Annotated in this window: 19 protein-coding genes and 1 pseudogene; 15 read left to right on the top strand and 5 right to left on the bottom strand. The window is 65.8% G+C overall.

Going from position 1 to position 15,515, the window contains the following annotated elements; genetic code table 11:
• Positions 1 to 123: 123 nt before the first annotated feature.
• Both EP237_RS13140 and EP237_RS13135 read right to left on the bottom strand, forming a co-directional pair.
• Positions 124 to 3,204 carry an efflux RND transporter permease subunit gene (locus EP237_RS13140; RefSeq protein WP_127561363.1) on the bottom strand — a complete coding sequence of 1,027 codons (3,081 nt, stop codon included), beginning with the start codon at positions 3,202 to 3,204 and terminating at the stop codon, positions 124 to 126.
• Positions 3,201 to 4,499, bottom strand: coding sequence for an efflux RND transporter periplasmic adaptor subunit (locus tag EP237_RS13135; protein ID WP_127561362.1), 1,299 nt, complete (start codon positions 4,497 to 4,499; stop codon positions 3,201 to 3,203). Before EP237_RS13135 ends, EP237_RS13140 begins: the two co-directional genes overlap by 4 nt.
• A gap of 91 nt (positions 4,500 to 4,590) precedes the next feature.
• Between EP237_RS13135 and EP237_RS13130 the strand changes: the two genes are divergently transcribed.
• Both EP237_RS13130 and EP237_RS13125 read left to right on the top strand, forming a co-directional pair.
• Positions 4,591 to 5,205, top strand: a complete 615-nt coding sequence (locus tag EP237_RS13130; RefSeq protein ID WP_127561361.1) for a TetR/AcrR family transcriptional regulator — start codon at positions 4,591 to 4,593, stop codon at positions 5,203 to 5,205.
• A complete protein-coding gene (locus EP237_RS13125) occupies positions 5,198 to 5,593 on the top strand; it encodes a hypothetical protein (protein WP_127561360.1) in 396 nt (131 codons plus the stop codon). The genes EP237_RS13130 and EP237_RS13125 overlap by 8 nt, the downstream gene beginning before the upstream one ends.
• Here the strand turns inward: EP237_RS13125 and EP237_RS13120 are convergent.
• Positions 5,566 to 5,988 carry a MerR family transcriptional regulator gene (locus EP237_RS13120; protein ID WP_127561359.1) on the bottom strand — a complete coding sequence of 141 codons (423 nt, stop codon included), beginning with the start codon at positions 5,986 to 5,988 and terminating at the stop codon, positions 5,566 to 5,568. The two genes, EP237_RS13125 and EP237_RS13120, sit on opposite strands and share 28 nt — an antisense overlap.
• 76 nt (positions 5,989 to 6,064) lie before the next feature.
• Here EP237_RS13120 and EP237_RS13115 point away from each other — a divergent pair, with 76 nt between their 5' ends.
• From EP237_RS13115 to EP237_RS23505, 3 genes are read left to right on the top strand one after another with little or no spacing between them, the layout of a single operon-like run.
• Positions 6,065 to 6,454, top strand: a complete 390-nt coding sequence (locus tag EP237_RS13115) for a mercuric transporter MerT family protein (RefSeq protein ID WP_127561358.1) — start codon at positions 6,065 to 6,067, stop codon at positions 6,452 to 6,454.
• Positions 6,455 to 6,472: 18 nt separating this feature from the next.
• Positions 6,473 to 6,778 carry a cation transporter gene (locus EP237_RS13110; protein ID WP_127561357.1) on the top strand — a complete coding sequence of 102 codons (306 nt, stop codon included), beginning with the start codon at positions 6,473 to 6,475 and terminating at the stop codon, positions 6,776 to 6,778.
• Positions 6,779 to 6,783: 5 nt separating this feature from the next.
• Positions 6,784 to 7,002 (top strand): GDCCVxC domain-containing (seleno)protein, encoded by a 219-nt coding sequence (locus EP237_RS23505; RefSeq protein ID WP_127561356.1) that lies wholly within the window; start codon positions 6,784 to 6,786, stop codon positions 7,000 to 7,002.
• A gap of 10 nt (positions 7,003 to 7,012) precedes the next feature.
• Here the strand turns inward: EP237_RS23505 and EP237_RS13100 are convergent, their stop codons facing one another.
• A complete protein-coding gene (locus EP237_RS13100) occupies positions 7,013 to 7,426 on the bottom strand; it encodes an Rrf2 family transcriptional regulator (RefSeq protein WP_127561355.1) in 414 nt (137 codons plus the stop codon).
• Between the two features lie 119 nt (positions 7,427 to 7,545).
• On the opposite strand from EP237_RS13100, the gene EP237_RS13095 reads away from it, so the two are divergent.
• From EP237_RS13095 to EP237_RS13055, 9 genes are read left to right on the top strand one after another with little or no spacing between them, the layout of a single operon-like run.
• Positions 7,546 to 8,028, top strand: coding sequence for a hemerythrin domain-containing protein (locus EP237_RS13095; protein WP_240661627.1), 483 nt, complete (start codon positions 7,546 to 7,548; stop codon positions 8,026 to 8,028).
• Between the two features lie 7 nt (positions 8,029 to 8,035).
• The gene (locus EP237_RS13090; protein ID WP_127561353.1) at positions 8,036 to 8,569 is read left to right on the top strand and encodes a DUF2478 domain-containing protein; all 534 of its coding nucleotides are present in this window, start codon (positions 8,036 to 8,038) and stop codon (positions 8,567 to 8,569) included.
• Positions 8,570 to 9,046: a hemerythrin domain-containing protein gene (locus EP237_RS13085; RefSeq protein ID WP_127561352.1), complete on the top strand. Its 477-nt coding sequence runs from the start codon at positions 8,570 to 8,572 to the stop codon at positions 9,044 to 9,046.
• Complete coding sequence (locus EP237_RS13080; RefSeq protein ID WP_240661626.1) at positions 9,043 to 9,729, top strand: 5-formyltetrahydrofolate cyclo-ligase; 687 nt, start codon at positions 9,043 to 9,045, stop codon at positions 9,727 to 9,729. Before EP237_RS13085 ends, EP237_RS13080 begins: the two co-directional genes overlap by 4 nt.
• Positions 9,726 to 10,253, top strand: coding sequence for a ubiquinone anaerobic biosynthesis accessory factor UbiT (gene ubiT / locus EP237_RS13075; RefSeq protein WP_127561351.1), 528 nt, complete (start codon positions 9,726 to 9,728; stop codon positions 10,251 to 10,253). The genes EP237_RS13080 and ubiT overlap by 4 nt, the downstream gene beginning before the upstream one ends.
• A complete protein-coding gene (ubiU, locus tag EP237_RS13070; RefSeq protein WP_127561350.1) occupies positions 10,250 to 11,248 on the top strand; it encodes a ubiquinone anaerobic biosynthesis protein UbiU in 999 nt (332 codons plus the stop codon). The genes ubiT and ubiU overlap by 4 nt, the downstream gene beginning before the upstream one ends.
• 5 nt (positions 11,249 to 11,253) lie before the next feature.
• Positions 11,254 to 12,165: a ubiquinone anaerobic biosynthesis protein UbiV gene (gene ubiV / locus EP237_RS13065; RefSeq protein WP_240661625.1), complete on the top strand. Its 912-nt coding sequence runs from the start codon at positions 11,254 to 11,256 to the stop codon at positions 12,163 to 12,165.
• 17 nt (positions 12,166 to 12,182) lie between these two features.
• Entirely contained in the window at positions 12,183 to 13,376 is a 1,194-nt protein-coding gene (locus tag EP237_RS13060) for an NnrS family protein (RefSeq protein ID WP_127561348.1), read from the top strand.
• Positions 13,373 to 14,578 (top strand): NnrS family protein, encoded by a 1,206-nt coding sequence (locus EP237_RS13055; protein ID WP_127561347.1) that lies wholly within the window; start codon positions 13,373 to 13,375, stop codon positions 14,576 to 14,578. Before EP237_RS13060 ends, EP237_RS13055 begins: the two co-directional genes overlap by 4 nt.
• A gap of 286 nt (positions 14,579 to 14,864) precedes the next feature.
• On the opposite strand, the pseudogene EP237_RS23500 reads toward EP237_RS13055, so the two are convergent.
• Positions 14,865 to 15,011 (bottom strand): annotated as a pseudogene (locus EP237_RS23500) (methyltetrahydrofolate cobalamin methyltransferase); the annotation flags it as partial.
• On the opposite strand from EP237_RS23500, the gene EP237_RS13045 reads away from it, so the two are divergent.
• On the top strand, positions 14,988 to 15,170 hold the full coding sequence (locus tag EP237_RS13045) for a hypothetical protein (protein WP_206052293.1): 183 nt from the start codon (positions 14,988 to 14,990) through the stop codon (positions 15,168 to 15,170). The pseudogene EP237_RS23500 and the gene EP237_RS13045 sit on opposite strands and share 24 nt — an antisense overlap.
• Positions 15,171 to 15,515: the final 345 nt, after the last annotated feature.

Genomic DNA, 15,515 nt, shown 5'->3' with positions numbered 1-15,515 from the left:
AGGTTTTCGGCTCCAAGAACCTGTCTTTTCTCATTGGCTCCGGTTGCTCTGCCTACATGCACGAAGGAAATGAGCCTGGCATTCCGACGATGGGATACGAAGAACTTACCGGCATAGACCGCATCATGCTGACCGATCACGCGGACGCATATCCTCCAGCACCGCATAGAATGCGGGCAGCACCAGCAGGATCAGCACCGTCGCGGCCAGCAGCCCGAAGACGACCGAAATCACCAGCGGTTTCAGCGTTTGCGCCTGGGTCGACGTTTCAAGCAACATCGGCGCCATGCCCATGATGGTGGTCGAAACCGACACGAAGATCGGCCGGAACCGGGCGCGCACGGCCTCTCCGGCGGCGTTTGCGGCGGACAGCCCATCCGCCCGGCGCGCATTGATCACACCGACCAGAAGGATCGCGTTGTTCACCACGATCCCGGCCAGCGACACCGCACCTACCAGCGAGGGCATCGAGATGTTGTAGCCCATCAGCACATGGCCCCAGATCACGCCCAGAAAGGCCAGCGGTATAGTGATCATCACGATCAGCGGCTCGACATAGTTGCGGAACTGAAAGCTGAGCACGACATAGACACCGACCAGCCCGATCAGAAAGCCCCGCAGGATCGAGCCGACGGTTTCCGCCGAATTCGCGGCCTGACCGCCGATCTCGACCCCAAGGCGCGGGGTGTCGGCAACCAGATCGGTCAGGAAGCCCTCGGCCAGCTGCGCGGTGATCGCATCGGCATTGCCGACACGTCCATCGACATCGGCCGAGACGGTCACGGTGCGCAATCCGTTCCGCCGGGTGATGCTGCCCCAACCGCGCGCTTCGGTGATCGTGGCAATCGTGGCAAGCGGCACCGTGCCGCCCTCCGGCAGCGCAATCTCGAAGGCGTTTAGGTCGGCGCGGGTGGCACGATCATTGTCTGCAAGCCGCACCTCCAGATCAAAGGCCAGATCGCCGCGCCGGATCTCGGCAAGCTGTGTCCCCAGGAAAGCCGCCCGCAACTGCCCTGCCACCTCTCCTGCTGTCAGCCCGAGTGCTTCGGCCCCCGGCGACAGGCTCAGCCGCAGTTCGGGCGCGCCAGGGCGCAGGTCGAGCATCGCGTTGCGAACGCCGGCATAGGAATCCAGTTCGGCCAGCGTGGCACGCCCCGCCGCCTCCAGCGTCGCAAGGTCGGGATGGCTCAGCCGCAGTTCCACGGCAGTGCCCTGCGGGCCGATCCCCGGTTCGGTCAGGATCAGAGAGCTGACGCCGGGCAACACTCCGATTTCCTCGCGCCAGAGGCTGACGATCTCGTCAAGGGTGCTGGTGCGGGTTTCGGCCCCCAACAGGTCGACCGCAACGGTGGCGACATGCGCGCCGGTCTCGCCCGCCGACAGGTTGCGGCCCAGGCGGGTGATGCGGCGGATCACAAGGGGCTGCGCCTCGGGCTGAGCGGGGCTCAAACGCGCGGTCACGCGGTCAAGCGCCGCCTCGACCTGGTCAACCGCCTCGATCGTGCGCGACAGGGGTGTGCCAGCGGGCAGCATCAGCCGCGCTTCCAGAACGTCGCCGTCAATCTCGGGCATCGCCTCGCGCTCGACCACGCCACCACCCAATGCGCCAGCGGTCAGGATCAGGGCCCCGATGGCCAGCCCCGCGACCAACCAGCGCCAGCGGATCACGGCATCGGCAAGGCGCCCCACGCCCTTTTCGCGCAACAGATCGAACCCGGCGTCAAAACGGCGGCGAAAGCGCGAGGGCGCGCTCTGCGTCATCCCGCCCTTCAGATGGTGCGGCAGGATCAGGAAGGCCTCGACCAGCGAGGCCGCGAGCGCCGCCAGCAACACGACCGGCAGCACTTCCAGCACCGCCCCCAACTCGCCCGCCAGGAACGCCAGGGGCAGGAAGACCGCCAGCGTCGTCAGGAAGGACGAAGTCACGCCCGGTGCAACCGCCGCGACGCCCGCGGCCACGGTATCGATGGTCGTTCCTTTGGCGGCGTGTACCGCGATGGAATCCGCGATCACGATGGAATCGTCCATCACGATCCCGATTGCCATTAAAAGCGCCACCAGCGTCATCATGTTCAGGCTGAGCCCGGTCAGCGCCATCCACACGAACGCACCGGCAAAGGCCACGGGCAGGCCCATTGCGGCCCAGATCGCAAAGCCGGGGCGGAAGAACAGGCTCATGACCGCCACCACCAGCACCAGGCCGATCATGCCGTTCTGCACAAGCATCAACAGCCGGTCGCGGATGATGGATGTCACGTCCTGAACAACCTCGATCCTGATCGTGTCCGGCAGGCGGGCGGTTTCCTCGGCCACCAGCGCCACGACCCCGTCGAGCACGCGCAGCGCGTCGGCATCGAGCGCCTTGGCCACGTCGATCACGATAGCGGGCCTGCCATCGACAAAGGCGCGATCCTGGGGCGGCTCGAACCGTTCCTCGATCATCGCCACATCGCCGAGCGTCAGGGTCGCGCCGTTTGGCAGGACAAGCACGGGGATCGCAGCGAGGGCGGTGGCGGTGTCACGCTCGGCGGTAAAGCGCAGCGTCAGGTCCGCGCCGGGGCCTTCCAGCGTTCCGGCAGGCAGGTCGATATTCTGGGCAGAAATTGCGGCAGCCAGCGCGGTCGGGGTCAGGCCGTGACTGTCGAGCACGGCCCGCGTCGCGGTGATGGACAGCGTCCGGGTGCCAAGCCCGCTGCGGGTCACTCTGGTGACGCCCGGCAGGGCGGCCAGGCGGTCGGACAGGTCATCGGCATAGAGATCGAGCTCTCCCAGGGGCAGGTCGCCCGAAATGGCAACGGATGTGACCGGGTCGGAACGGTGCAATTCGCGCACGATGGCCGGATCGGCGCGGTCCGGAAAGGCGTCAATCGCCGACACTTCGGTGCGCAGCGAATTGACGAAGCGCAGCGCGTCATTGCCCGGCGCCATGGTCGCCACGGCACGCGCCCGGCCTGGTTGCGCGGTGCAGGTGAAGGTTTCCAGCCCCTCGACGCCCTGCACCCCGTCCCACAGCGGCGCGCAGATCGCTGTTTCCACATCCTCGGCGGCGGCCCCGCGATAGGGCACGGTGATCTCGGCCTCCACCGCACGGAAATCGGGGAAGGTTTCGCGCAACAGCCCAGGGGCGGCAAAGAGCCCGGCGGCAAGGAACAGCAGCAACAGCAGGTTCGCCGCCGTCGGGTGCCCGGTGAACCAGCGGATCATTCCGGGGCCTCGACCGGGGTCAGGGCCATGCCGGGAATGGCCGGGGCGATGTCGTCGATCACCACGCGGTCACCGGGGGACAGACCTTCCGCGATGACAACGCGCCCCCCTTGAGCGAAGGCCATGACGACCGGGCGCAATTCCAGCAGATCGTCCGTGCCGACCACGCGCAGCTGTCCGCCATGCAGGGCGGCCTCTGGGATGGCGATGACGCCCGTCAGGGGTGCGCCCTGAAAGGTCAGACCGACCTGCATATTGGGGACCAGCGGCAGGCGTCGGGGCGGGTCCGCGCCCTCGTAGGGGTCATCGACCATGACCACGACCGGCACGGTCCGCGCGCGGGCATCAAGCGCGCCCTCGATCCGCATGACGCGGGCGGGCCAGACCTGCGCCGGGTCCGACAGCGGGCTGAGCGTCACCTCGATCCACCCGGCAGGGCCGTCATGCATCATGTCGGCCAGGGTGATGCTATCGGGCGCGTCGCCCAAAAGGCTGCGGAAGCTGTCAATCGCCAGATGCGCCACGACCTCGGCCGCCGCGATTCCATCGGCCCGGATCACCACCTGTCCTGGCGCAACGGTCTGAAAGCGCTCGGCGCTGACCTCGGTCACGCGCAGGTCGAACGGCGTCGTCAGCGTGGTGTTCTCAAGCGACCGCTCGGCGCGCGCAATTGCGGCCTCGCTGCGCGCGATCTGGGCCGCGATCCTGGCCTCGCGGGCCGGGATCAGCGCCAGGGAGTTTTCCAGTTCCGCCACCGTGCGGCGGGCCAGAAGCGTGGCGCGTTCAGCCTCGTCCGCGCGGGATTGCGGCAGGGTGCCCTGCTCGGTCAGCGCGCGGACACGCGCTAGATCGACCTCGGCCAGCACCAGCCGCTCGCGTTCCAGTTCCAGGATGCGGGTCGTGTTGGCGACCTCGGCAGTCAGCTGCGCGCTTTCAGCGGCAAAAGCTGCCAGATCGGCCTCGGCCTGAGCCAGCGCCAGTTCGTAATCGGCAGGGTCGATGCGCAGAACCTCAGTCCCTGCCGGGATCAGACGACCCGGTTCCAGGTCGGGGTGACGCCAGATCACCTCGCCTTGCACTTCGGCCACGGCGATCCAGGTCTCGGCCGCGCGCAGATTGCCCCAGGCGGTGACGGTGGGACGGATGTCTTCCGCCGCGACCGTCATGACGCGGACAGGCAGGGCGGGTGCTGCGCCCTCGACCTGCGCGGGGCCGGGGGCGGATGTGATCATCCACACCGCCGCCGCGATCCCGAGCGCAATGGGCGGCAGAGCGAGAAGCGGGGCCAGTCGCATGGCGTGGATCCTTTCTGACGGGCGGTCGCGATTCCGGATTGCGATTGCCGGCAGTATAAGTTAGTGATCTATAACTCACAAGGGGTGCCGGATGGCGGGACGTCGAAGCGCGGAAGAGCGGAAGGCACAGATCGTGGCCCAGACGCTGCGCCTGGCCGATGAGATCGGACCGGACCGGCTGAGCACCACGGATGTCGCGCGCGCCGTGGGCATCAGCCAGCCCGCGATCTTCCGCCACTTCCCCACCAAGGGCGCGCTTTGGCAGGCCGTTGCCGAGGAAGTACTGGACCGGCTGCAAAAGAATTGGGCGCTTGCAGAGGCGGGGGCCAGCGATCCGGACGCGCGCCTGAAGGCGCTGATCCGGGCGCAATTGGGGGTCATTGAAAGCTTGCCCGCCCTGCCCTCGATCCTGTTCTCGCGCGAGTTGCAAGTCGACAACCCGGCGCTGCGCGAGGTGGTTCAGGGGACATTGGGCGCGTTTCAGGCCCGACTTGTTGAGGCGATCCGCGACAGCCAGGCCGCGTGCGGAATGCGAAGCGACATCGGTGCGGCGGACGCGGCCATTATGCTGACGTCCCTGGTGCAGGGGGTGGCGATCCGCTGGACCCTCGGCGCACGGCGCTTTTCGCTCGTGCAGGAAGGATTGCGCCTGTTTGACGTGCAGATGGCGCTGATGCGCCTGACAAGGGATACACCGCATGACTAGGCCACGCAGAGTTCCACGGATTGCTGGCGGCATTGCCGTCGTTTTCGGCGTCCTGACCGTGTTTTCCGGTTCCACGACCCTTCTTGGCCTGCTCGACATGGGGGCCGTTGTTCCCGTCGTGCTGTGGTTCAACACGCTTGCCGGCATCGCCTATGTCGTCGCGGGTCTTGGGCTTTGGCAGGCACGGCCATGGGCCTTCCCCCTGTCGCTTGCGATCTGTGCGGCGACGCTGCTGGTGTTCGGCGGCTTTGGTCTGCATGTGGCCAGGGGCGGCGCCTACGAAATGCGCACGGTCTTTGCCATGGCGTTGCGCTGCGCGGTCTGGGGGATCATCGCGCTGGTGGCGCGTCAGGTCCGTGGTCAAACGGCCCGATCGGAAAGCGACTGAAGCACCGGGCAGTCTGGCACCGCAGCGCCGGTACATTTTTCGGCAGTTTTACCCAGAACCCTCTCTATCCGCCGGAGATCCGCGATCCTCGCGCGTATATCGGTGAGGTGGCGCTCTGTCCGCCGCTTGACCTCGGCGCAAGTCGGCGCAGTGCCGTCGTCGAGCCCGATCAGCCCGCGAATGTCCTCCATCGAAAACCCCAGTTCGCGGGCGCGCAGGATGAAGCGAAGGCGCGTGAAGTGCGCGGGGAAATAGATGCGGTAGCCGGCGTCAGTGCGGGGCGGGTTGGGCAGCAGGCCGGTCTTCTCGTAGTAGCGGATGGTTTCGATGTTACAGCCAGTCACCCGGGCCAGCATTCCGCGTGTGACGCCGCTCTCGTGCTCGTGATCGGTCATGGGCAGGTTTCCTCTTGAGCCTGTAGTTACTACAGACGCTACGCTCATCGTCAATCATAAGCGAGAGGTGCGCGACATGGCGGTGACAGACGATAGAATGGACAGTGCTGGCGGGGATCGACCGGCCCGAAAAGGGTGGCTGGCGGCAGGTGGGGTGCTCGGTGCCTTTCTCGCCTCGGCCTGCTGCATTGGGCCGCTGGTGCTGTTGACCCTCGGCGTCTCGGGGGCGTGGATCGGCAACCTGACCGCGCTGGAACCTTACAAACCGATCTTCGCCGTGATCGCGCTCGGCTTCATCGGGTCCGGATTCTGGCAGGTATACTTCCGAAAACCTGTGGCGTGTGCGCCCGATTCCTACTGTGCACGGCCCGAAACTGCATGGATCACCAAGACTGCACTCTGGGCCTCCCTGATCCTCGTCGTCGCCGCGCTCACCATCGTTTGGTGGACCCCGCTTCTCTACTGACCCCGAAAGGACACCCTGATGAAGAAGATTCTTGCACTTGCCCTGCTTGGCCTGACGGCTATCGTCCCGTTGACCGCCATTCCTGGCGCCGCGCAGACCGTCGCCGTCGAGCAGACCGTGACCTTCACCGTGGACAACATGACCTGCGCGCTGTGTCCGATCACCGTCAGGCGCGCGATGGAGGGAGTCGAAGGCGTGCGTGCGGTTGAAATCGACTTCGAGGCGCGCACAGCCACGGTGGTCTTCGACGCCGCCGCGACCAGCGCAGGGGCCATCGCGGCGGCCTCGGCCAATGCGGGCTACCCGGCGGACATCGCGGGGTAGCGATCATGGCAAGCGGGCCTGTTCTGCAATCAACCTTGACCTGCCCCCGATGCGGCCACCGGTCAACCGAAGACATGCCCGAGGATGCTTGTCTTTTCTTCCACACATGCACGTCCTGCGGGACTAGACTGCGCCCTTTAGATGGCGACTGCTGCGTGTTCTGCTCTTATGGGGATGTCACCTGCCCGCCGGTACAGGACGCCCGCGACTGTTGCGATAGGTGATTTGCGGCAGTCAGGCGCTGTTCGGGCGATAGACGCAATCGGCCAATGTGCTGCTGTCGAGATCGGCCAGAAAGGCGGCTTCGGCATGGGCGAGTTTCGCTTTCAGGCGACACTGCGGTGTCAGGGTGCAGACCGCGCCGCCCGGAGAGAAACATTCCACCAGTGGCTGGCCAGTTTCGAGATGGGCCACCACCTGCCCCAGACGGATCTCCTCCGGTTGTCGGGCCAGTGTTGCGCCGCCGCCGCCGCCTCGCCTTGTTTCAATGTAGTCGGCACTGGCGAGGGCAGAAATCACCTTGGCCAGATGGTTTCGAGAGATGCGGAATTCCTCGGCAAGCTCAGCGGTCGTGAAGGGGCGCTCGGGCTCTCCCGCCATCCGCATCAACACGCGCAGGCCATAATCGGTGAAAGAGGTGAGGCGCAAGGTCGCGGTCCTGATTTGGTAATTGAGATGCGCATTCGTCAGGTGATATGCGCATTCTTGATACCAATTCGTTTCACCCCGCACAAGGACCGGGCGGCCATCCTGCGAAAGACCCCGCGATGAAAGACCACAGCGAAGCCCAGGCCCCGCAAGAGACCGGCGCCCTGATCGACCACATCCTGACGCGCTATCACGACACGCACCGGGGGCAGCTCGCGGCGCTTGTACCGCTTGCGGACCGGGTCGAACGGGTCCACGCGGACGATCCCGATGCGCCAGTCGGGTTGGCCGGCGCTCTCGCAACACTGGCGCAGGAGCTGGAGAGTCACATGGCCAAGGAGGAAATGATCCTGTTTCCGGCCATGCGCGCAGGGGGCGGTCCCGGCATCGCGCATCCCATCGCGGTGATGCGGGCCGACCATGATGACCACGCCGGAAACATCGCCCTGATCCGGTCGCTGACCAATGACCTGACGGCACCAGACCATGCCTGCGGTTCCTGGCGATCGCTTTGCCAAGGCACCGCGCAGCTTCTTGACGATCTGGCCACCCATATCGCGCTGGAGAAAGACGAGCTGTTCCCGCGCTTTGAACCCGTGTGAGGCGGTCATGCGGCTTGCAGGCATCACCGGTCAGGGCAAAGGGGCGACGGACCGACTTCTGGCTGCCGTGGCCGACCGGCTGACACAGGACGGGATCCGGCTGCTTGGGACGCTGCGTCCGACCGCTGCCGACGCCGGATCAGGCCAATGCAACAGCGATCTCCTGCTGCTGCCCGACGGGCCGCTGATGCGGATCACGCAGGATCTTGGCTCTGGCTCCGGCGCTTGTCGCATGGACGCGGGGGCGTTTGAAGAAGCCGTCGGGATGGTGGTTGCACGGGTGCGGGCGGATCAGGCGGATCTGGTCATCCTCAACAAATTCGGTCTCAGCGAGGCGGAGGGGCGCGGGTTTCGTGCCGTGATCGCAGAGGCGCTCGGGCGGGATGTGCCGGTGCTGACCGGCTTGTCCGACACGCATCGCGCAGCCTTCGAGCGGTTCGCCGAGGGCACGGAGACAATCCTGCAACCCAAGGAGGACGCGATCCTTGCCTGGTGCCGCTCCGTGGTCGCCAATGATACGACCCTGAGAGGGGACGCGTGAATGCACGAACCCTCTGCAAATGCCCCAACCGGGGCGCTGATCGACCATATCCAGACCCGTTATCACGAGGTGCATCGCCGCGAACTGCCGGACCTGATCTGGCTTGCCGGACAGGTAGAGGCCCTCCACGCGACCGACCCCAACACGCCGCACGGGCTGACTCAGGCATTGGAAATGATGATCGCGGAGCTGGACGCGCATATGCGCGAGGAAGAGGAGATCGTGTTTCCTGCCCTGCGAACAGGCGGGGCGGCGCATGCGGTCGCGGCTGTTTCCCACCTGCGGGCCGCGCATGACGGCCAGGAGGCAGCCCTGAACCGCATCGCTGCGATCACGCACGGGTTCCGTCTGCCGGATTATGCCTGTGACAGCTGGCGGAAGCTTTACAAGGGGCTCGGCAAGCTGGCCGAGGATCTTGACGAGCATATACATCTGGAAAACGAAGTGCTTTTTCCCCGCATCGAGAACCGCGCATGAGCAAGGAGGGCCGATATGCCTCGCCGCCCTGCATGGCGGGCGATGTCGATCCGACCTATTTCGATCCGCTTGGCGTCGACCCGGCTCAGGCGCGCGACGTGGCGCGTTGGCGCGGGGCCGAGCGGCGGCGGCTGGCGAGTTTCAGGGAGAGGCTCGGCCAGACAGAACGGGCGCAGGCGAGCAGTTCCATCTGCGGTCATCTTGCAACTGTCCTCGCATTGCGCGGGGCTTTGCGGGGGACCGTGCTCGCCGGTTATTGGCCGGTCCGGTGTGAACCGGATCTGCGCCCGCTTCTGCATGACCTGCACGATCAGGGTGTCCGCATTGCCCTGCCCGCGGTCGAAACCCGTGCCGCACCGCTGGTCTTTCGCCGCTGGACACCGGGCACGCGGCTGGAACGCGGCCACTGGTCGATCCCCGTTCCGCCGCCGGAGGCGGAGACGCTGACACCCGATATTGCGCTTGCGCCATGCCTTGGGTGGGATCGCGGGGGATTCAGGCTTGGCTGGGGCGGCGGCTATTTCGACCGGACGCTGGCGGCGCTGTCGCCCCGTCCGCTCACCATCGGTATCGCGCTTGGGGCCGCGCGACTGCCGACGATCTATCCGCAGCCCCATGACATCCCCCTTGACCTGGTCGTGACCGAGACGGGCCTGTCGGTCGAGCGAAAGGACATCTCATGAGCCTGAGCACAGTAACACCCGCCCGGATGCGACCCGGGGAAGGCGCGGTCGCGCGTCTGGCCTGCCTCGCGCTTCAGCCGGTGCTGTCACGCATCGTGCGCCGGACGGCGGCGCGTCACCCCTCGCTTTTCGCGCGGCTCGGGCCGCATCAGACCACCGATTTCCTCATTGACCCGGTGGAACTGCCCTTCACGCTGCATTTGCGCCCTGACCCTGCGGCGCTGATCTTGCGTGCCGTGCCGCGCGATGCCGCCCCGCACGCAGGTGCCACGATCCGGGGGCGGTTCCTGCTGCTGCTGGAACTGGTCGATGCCGAGGAAGATGGCGACGCCGCCTTCTTCTCACGCGACCTTGACGTTAGCGGCGATACCGAGGCCGTGGTCCGGCTTAGAAACGCGCTCGACGACATGGACGGCTCGCTGGCCGAGGAAACGGCAGCGATGTTCGGCCCGCCCGGCCGGGCGATCCTTGCCCGGTTGCGACGGGCCTATTCCAGCACCACGACCGGACAGGAGATCGCATGAGCCTTGCCGAACTGATCTGCCCTGCAGGCACGCCAGCGGCGCTGCGTACCGCCGTGGATGCGGGGGCCGATGCCGTCTATTGCGGCTTTCAGGATGCCACCAATGCGCGCAACTTTCCGGGGCTGAACTTCACCCCAGACGAACTGCGCGATGCGGTGGCCTTTGCCCATGCGAAGGGCACCAAGGTGCTGCTGGCGCTCAACACCTATCCGCCTGCGGGCAAGGTCGATCTGTGGCGGCAGGCGGCGGATACCGGCGCGCGGATCGGGGTCGATGCCTTCATCGTCGCGGATATGGGCGTGGCCGACTACATCGCGCGTAGCCACCCCGGCATCCGGCTGCATCTTTCGGTGCAGGCTGCCGCTTCCTCCCCCGAGGCCATCCGCTATTATTGCGAGAATTTCGGGGTCAAACGCGTGGTACTGCCGCGCATCCTGACGATCCCCGAGATCCGCCAGATCCGCACGGAAATCCCCTGCGAGATCGAGACCTTCATCTTCGGCAACCATGGCCTGATGGTCGAGGGCCGGTGCAGCCTGACCAATTACCTCACCGGGCAATCCACCAACATGGACGGGGTCTGTTCCCCCGCCTCCGACGTCGAATATGCCCGCCATGCCGATGGCTCGATGTCCTCGCAACTGGCGGGCTTTACCATCGACCGCTTCAGCCCCGAGGAAAAGGCGGGCTATCCGACGATCTGCAAGGGCCGCTACACGGCGCCGCATCGGCCCGAGGGCTATTATGCCTTCGAGGAACCGGTCAGCCTCAACCTCTCGCGTCTGCTGCCCGAACTGATCGAGGCGGGCGTACATGCGTTCAAGATCGAAGGCCGGCAACGGTCGAAAAGCTACGTGCGCGGCGTGGTGCGCGCCTTTCGGGCGGCGGTGGATGACATTCGCGCAGGGCGCCAGGCGAATATCGCCGATCTGATCGCCCTGACCGAGGGGCAGAAACAGACGCAGGGCGCGTTCGAAACCAAGAAATGGCGGTGATGGACATGACCAGACTGACGCTCGGGCCCATAGCCTATCACTGGTCCGCCGAACGGCGGCGCGACTTCTATGCGCGCATCGCCGACGAGGCGCCCGTGGACGAGGTCTACCTGGGCGAGGTGATCTGCTCCAAGCGAGCGCCCTTCCAGGAGGCGGATCTGCCCGAGATCATCGACCGCCTGGAGCGTGCGGGCAAGAAGGTGATCCTGTCTTCGCTGGCGGAAGTGATGCTCAAGCGTGAGCGGAAGGCGACGGAAGACCTCGCCGCGATGGAAACGCCCGAGATCGAGATCAACAACGCAGCCGGGCTGTTCGCACGCGGCCAGCGACCGCATCGGATCGGGCCGTTCATGAATGCCTATAACGAGGCCACCATCGCCTGGATGGCCGGGCAGAGCGCGACCCATATCTGCCTGCCCGCCGAAATGCCCGCCCCCGCGATTGCCGTGGCCGCGCGGGCGGCCCGCGACCTGGGGCTCGGCGTCGAGGTGCAGGTGTTCGGGCGGGCCTCGCTTGCCGTGTCGGCGCGCTGCTACCACGCCCGCGCCCATGGCCGCACGAAGGACAATTGCCAGTTCGTCTGTGAAGCGGATCCCGACGGGATGCCGCTTCGCACCCGCGACGACCGGCCGATCCTGCGGGTCAACGGCATCCAGACCCAGTCGGAAAGCTATGTCGACCTGCTGCCGGAAACCGCACGGCTGGTGGCCGATGGTGTCACCCATCTGCGGCTGATGCCGCAGGCGGCGGACATGGTCGCCGTTGCACGGGTGTTCCGCGATAGGTTGGACGGCAAGGCCTCTGCCGATGACGCCGATGCGCGCCTTGCTGGACTGGTTGGACAGGTGGGCCTGAGCAACGGGTTCTATCACGGTGCCGCGGGCTATCGCCGGATCGCCGCGGCGACGGCGGTGTAGCGCTGAAAGGAACGGCGATGACGGCCCCGCACCGCGCGATGTTCCTGGCTGGCGGATCCTGGGCGATTGTCGCGGTCGTCGCGGTCGCCCCGGAGACGGGTTTCGATCTGGCACGCTCGCCTCTGGGCGGGCTTTCGGCGTGGCACGCGCATGAAATGGCCTTCGGCGTCGCCGCCGCCTTGTTTGCAGGCTATGCGCTGACCGCGATGACAAGCTGGCCGGGCAGGGCGCGCCTGTCCTCTGCCGGGCTTGCCGCCCTCGTCGTCCTGTGGGTTCTCGCCCGGCTGTCTGCGGCGGGCGCGCTCGGGCCGGACCTGCGCCTTGCCGCTCCGGCAAGCGTGTCGTTCATGGCCTTCCTGACGCTGATCCTTGCCCGTTCGGTGCTGCGTTCCCGGACCATGCGAGCAGCACCCCTGGCGCTGTTCTCGCTGGCAATGACCGGATCTCAGGTTGCGGTTCTGACCGGCGCAAGCCCGCCACACGTCCCCATTCTTGGCTTCGCAGCCCTTCTGTCAGTCGTGGGTGGGCGAATGGTTGCGGCCTTTACCTTGAACGCCCTGACTGTCAGCGAAGCGCAGAAACGGCGCTTTCGGATCGCCGGGGTTTTCGGCCTGCTGGGATCGGTCACGATCCTCGCCGCGCTTGGTCTCGAAACCCTGCGGGCTGCGCCTGACTGGCTTGCCGCCTGCCTGTTGCTGGCCGCCGCCTTCGAGACGGTGCGGGTATGCCTTTGGCTGTCCTGGGAGATCCTGACAGACGGTCTGCTGCTCATGCTGCACACGGGATATGCCTGGTTGCCCATCGGGCTGGCGCTGTTGGCGATTGGCAAGGTGCCTGGATCGCTGCTATTGGAAAGCGCCGCCCTGCACGGGCTTGCGGCTGGTGCCATCGCCTGTTCGATCTACGCGGTGGCCGCGCGTGCGGTCGCGCGGCGCGGCGACCGGTTGCGGACATCGCCTGCCGACGCGGCTGGCTTTGGGCTCTTGTGGGCAGCCGCCGCTTGGCGTGTCGTGACGCCAGCCGGGTCGCACTGGGACGCAGCCGCGCCTGCCCTCTGGTGCCTAGCCTGGGCCATTTTCCTGGCGCGGCACGGCGCGGCGCTGTTCCGCCCTGCACCGAGGCCGGTGTTCAGCGGGCCGAAACGGCCCGACCTCCGCCGCGCCGATTCCGGGGATTATCCAATGACAGCAGAACGAAGCGAGGCATCATGACCACCACGACAGAACAGATGCGGGCCTGGGCCGGTCCCTCCATCCTGACCTACGGATTCCGCCCGTTCTTTCTTGGCGCGGCCCTGTGGGCGGCCTTTTCCATGCTGCTCTGGATCCCGATGCTGATGGGCCATATCGCCCCGCCCACGGCCTTCGATCCGGTCAGCTGGCACGCGCATGAATTCCTCTTCGGCTATCTCGGCGCGGTAATTGCGGGGTTCCTGCTGACCGCCGTGCCGAACTGGACCGGCCGCCTGCCCATTGTCGGCTGGCCGCTTGGCGCATTGGCGGCCCTGTGGCTGGCCGGGCGTGTCGCGATGCTGCTTCCGGCTGGACTGGGGCCCATCGCCGTGGCGCTGATCGACCTGGCCTTCCCCGTCACGCTGGCTGCGGCAATCCTGCGAGAGATCGTGGCCGGACAGAACTGGCGCAACCTGATCGTTCTGGGGATTCTGGCCGTCTTCTCCCTTGGCAACGGGATTTTCCACTGGGAAGCCGCGCAGGGCCTTTATGCCGCTCAGGGCTTCGGCCTGCGCCTTGGTCTTGGGGCCGGGCTTATGATGATCGCGGTGATCGGCGGGCGGATCGTCCCGTCCTTCACGCGGAACTGGCTAGTCAAACGCGGGCCGGGCAGGCTTCCGGCTGCGCCGATGCAGCGCTTCGACAAGCTGGCTTTGATGATACTGATTGTGGCGCTCCTCCTCTGGGTGGCGCTTCCCCTCGCCCGCACCACTGGGGCCGTGCTGCTGCTGGCAGGCGGGATGCATCTGTGGCGCCTCGCAAGATGGGCGGGGCACCGCACCTTGTCAGAGCCGCTGGTGACGGTACTGCACGCAGGCTATGCCTTTCTGCCCCTTGGGGCGCTGGCGCTTGGCGCGGAACTGCTGATGCCAGGAACCCTTGGCATGGCCGCGGCGCAGCACCTGTGGATGGGGGGAGCCATCGGGCTGATGACGCTGGCGGTCATGACCCGCGCGTCCCTGGGGCACACGGGGCAGCCGTTAAGCGCGGGCAAAGCGACGGTCGCGATCTACGCCGCGCTTGTGCTTGCTGTGCTGGCGCGGACGGCTGCGGGGGTCTGGCCCGATATGTCCATGCACCTGCATGCCGTTGCCGGCACGGCCTGGATTGCGGCCTTCGGCGGGTTCGCCCTGGCCTATGGCAGGGCGCTTCTGACCCTGCCGCCGGCAAAACGGATCTGAGGGGATTGAGATGGGGGCAGGCGGTTTGACTGACGTTGGGACGCTGTCTTCATGCAGCGCAGATTTGGCTGCCTTCTGTCCTTCCTGACAATAGTGCTATGGTGTTTTCCTATTCAAAGAAGGGATGCGCTCGGTGGTCCCGAGAATGACGCGCACCTTTCCGCCTAAGTTGCGCACCCACGGCTGAAGCCCTTCTGACTCATGCCGGTCTCCGCCGACGTCGCCTTTCACACACAGCCATAGAACAGACCATTTGGGTGGCTTCGGGGAAGGGGGTGTCGTTCTTTGTTGCGCCGCAGACGGTGTTCACGCACAGTTCGTCACGCAGTATGAGAACCGGGGTAGAGACCTGTTGACCCGCTGTCGCCATGGCACCCACCGGAATAATCGGAGGATCGAGCACGATGTCATGAGCCGGGATGCCAAACTCGGCCTCTGCACCAAACACACCCGGGAGATCGTCGCTGAAGTGGCAAGAGCGACAGCCACATGGCGTGAGGTTGCGCATCAGGTCGGCGCTCCGGCACGCGAAATCGACTATCTGGAAAGTGCTTTCGAGCACGACGATCTGGAGAAAGCTTTGACGCTTTAGTGTCCGCTTATGCGGACAATAAATCCGTATAATGTCTTGTGTGGATGTATATGGACCCCGCCTTATTGCAACAGTCTTGGCAGGCTTGGTTCAGGATCACGATTGCTGACGTATATCCGGCTTCTTTGAGCGGCCCAATACATTGTCGCCGCGAGCCCCGATGGATTTCCGCGTGCTTCTCCCTCATTGGCTCCAAGGCATCAGCTTTGCTGTGCCGATCCACACACCAGGGTCAAGAAGCGACGGTTCGTGCCGTTGTCACCATCCCATGCCAATTTGCTGCAATATTCCGGTTTGTCCTCCTAATTCTAGCGTCTCGGGGCCTTGTTGCACAAATCGAGTGAG

The sequence above is a fragment of the Nioella ostreopsis genome, assembly GCF_004000255.1.
Classification (GTDB): Bacteria; Pseudomonadota; Alphaproteobacteria; order Rhodobacterales; family Rhodobacteraceae; genus Nioella; species Nioella ostreopsis.
This window is presented reverse-complemented; position numbering and strand designations above follow the sequence as displayed.

Excerpts from the sequence above, each read along its gene's own strand:
- ubiV (WP_240661625.1), top strand. The coding sequence starts at position 11,254 with ATGACCAGACTGACGCTCGGGCCCATAGCCTATCACTGGTCCGCCGAA.
- EP237_RS23505 (WP_127561356.1), top strand. The coding sequence starts at position 6,784 with ATGGCAAGCGGGCCTGTTCTGCAATCAACCTTGACCTGCCCCCGATGC.
- EP237_RS13090 (WP_127561353.1), top strand. The coding sequence starts at position 8,036 with ATGCGGCTTGCAGGCATCACCGGTCAGGGCAAAGGGGCGACGGACCGA.
- EP237_RS13120 (WP_127561359.1), bottom strand. The coding sequence starts at position 5,988 with ATGACCGATCACGAGCACGAGAGCGGCGTCACACGCGGAATGCTGGCC.
- EP237_RS13055 (WP_127561347.1), top strand. The coding sequence starts at position 13,373 with ATGACCACCACGACAGAACAGATGCGGGCCTGGGCCGGTCCCTCCATC.
- EP237_RS13060 (WP_127561348.1), top strand. The coding sequence starts at position 12,183 with ATGACGGCCCCGCACCGCGCGATGTTCCTGGCTGGCGGATCCTGGGCG.
- EP237_RS13110 (WP_127561357.1), top strand. The coding sequence starts at position 6,473 with ATGAAGAAGATTCTTGCACTTGCCCTGCTTGGCCTGACGGCTATCGTC.
- EP237_RS13080 (WP_240661626.1), top strand. The coding sequence starts at position 9,043 with ATGAGCAAGGAGGGCCGATATGCCTCGCCGCCCTGCATGGCGGGCGAT.
- EP237_RS13085 (WP_127561352.1), top strand. The coding sequence starts at position 8,570 with ATGCACGAACCCTCTGCAAATGCCCCAACCGGGGCGCTGATCGACCAT.
- ubiU (WP_127561350.1), top strand. The coding sequence starts at position 10,250 with ATGAGCCTTGCCGAACTGATCTGCCCTGCAGGCACGCCAGCGGCGCTG.
- EP237_RS13095 (WP_240661627.1), top strand. The coding sequence starts at position 7,546 with ATGAAAGACCACAGCGAAGCCCAGGCCCCGCAAGAGACCGGCGCCCTG.
- EP237_RS13125 (WP_127561360.1), top strand. The coding sequence starts at position 5,198 with ATGACTAGGCCACGCAGAGTTCCACGGATTGCTGGCGGCATTGCCGTC.
- EP237_RS13130 (WP_127561361.1), top strand. The coding sequence starts at position 4,591 with ATGGCGGGACGTCGAAGCGCGGAAGAGCGGAAGGCACAGATCGTGGCC.
- ubiT (WP_127561351.1), top strand. The coding sequence starts at position 9,726 with ATGAGCCTGAGCACAGTAACACCCGCCCGGATGCGACCCGGGGAAGGC.
- EP237_RS13115 (WP_127561358.1), top strand. The coding sequence starts at position 6,065 with ATGGCGGTGACAGACGATAGAATGGACAGTGCTGGCGGGGATCGACCG.
- EP237_RS13140 (WP_127561363.1), bottom strand. The coding sequence starts at position 3,204 with ATGATCCGCTGGTTCACCGGGCACCCGACGGCGGCGAACCTGCTGTTG.
- EP237_RS13045 (WP_206052293.1), top strand. The coding sequence starts at position 14,988 with ATGAGCCGGGATGCCAAACTCGGCCTCTGCACCAAACACACCCGGGAG.
- EP237_RS13135 (WP_127561362.1), bottom strand. The coding sequence starts at position 4,499 with ATGCGACTGGCCCCGCTTCTCGCTCTGCCGCCCATTGCGCTCGGGATC.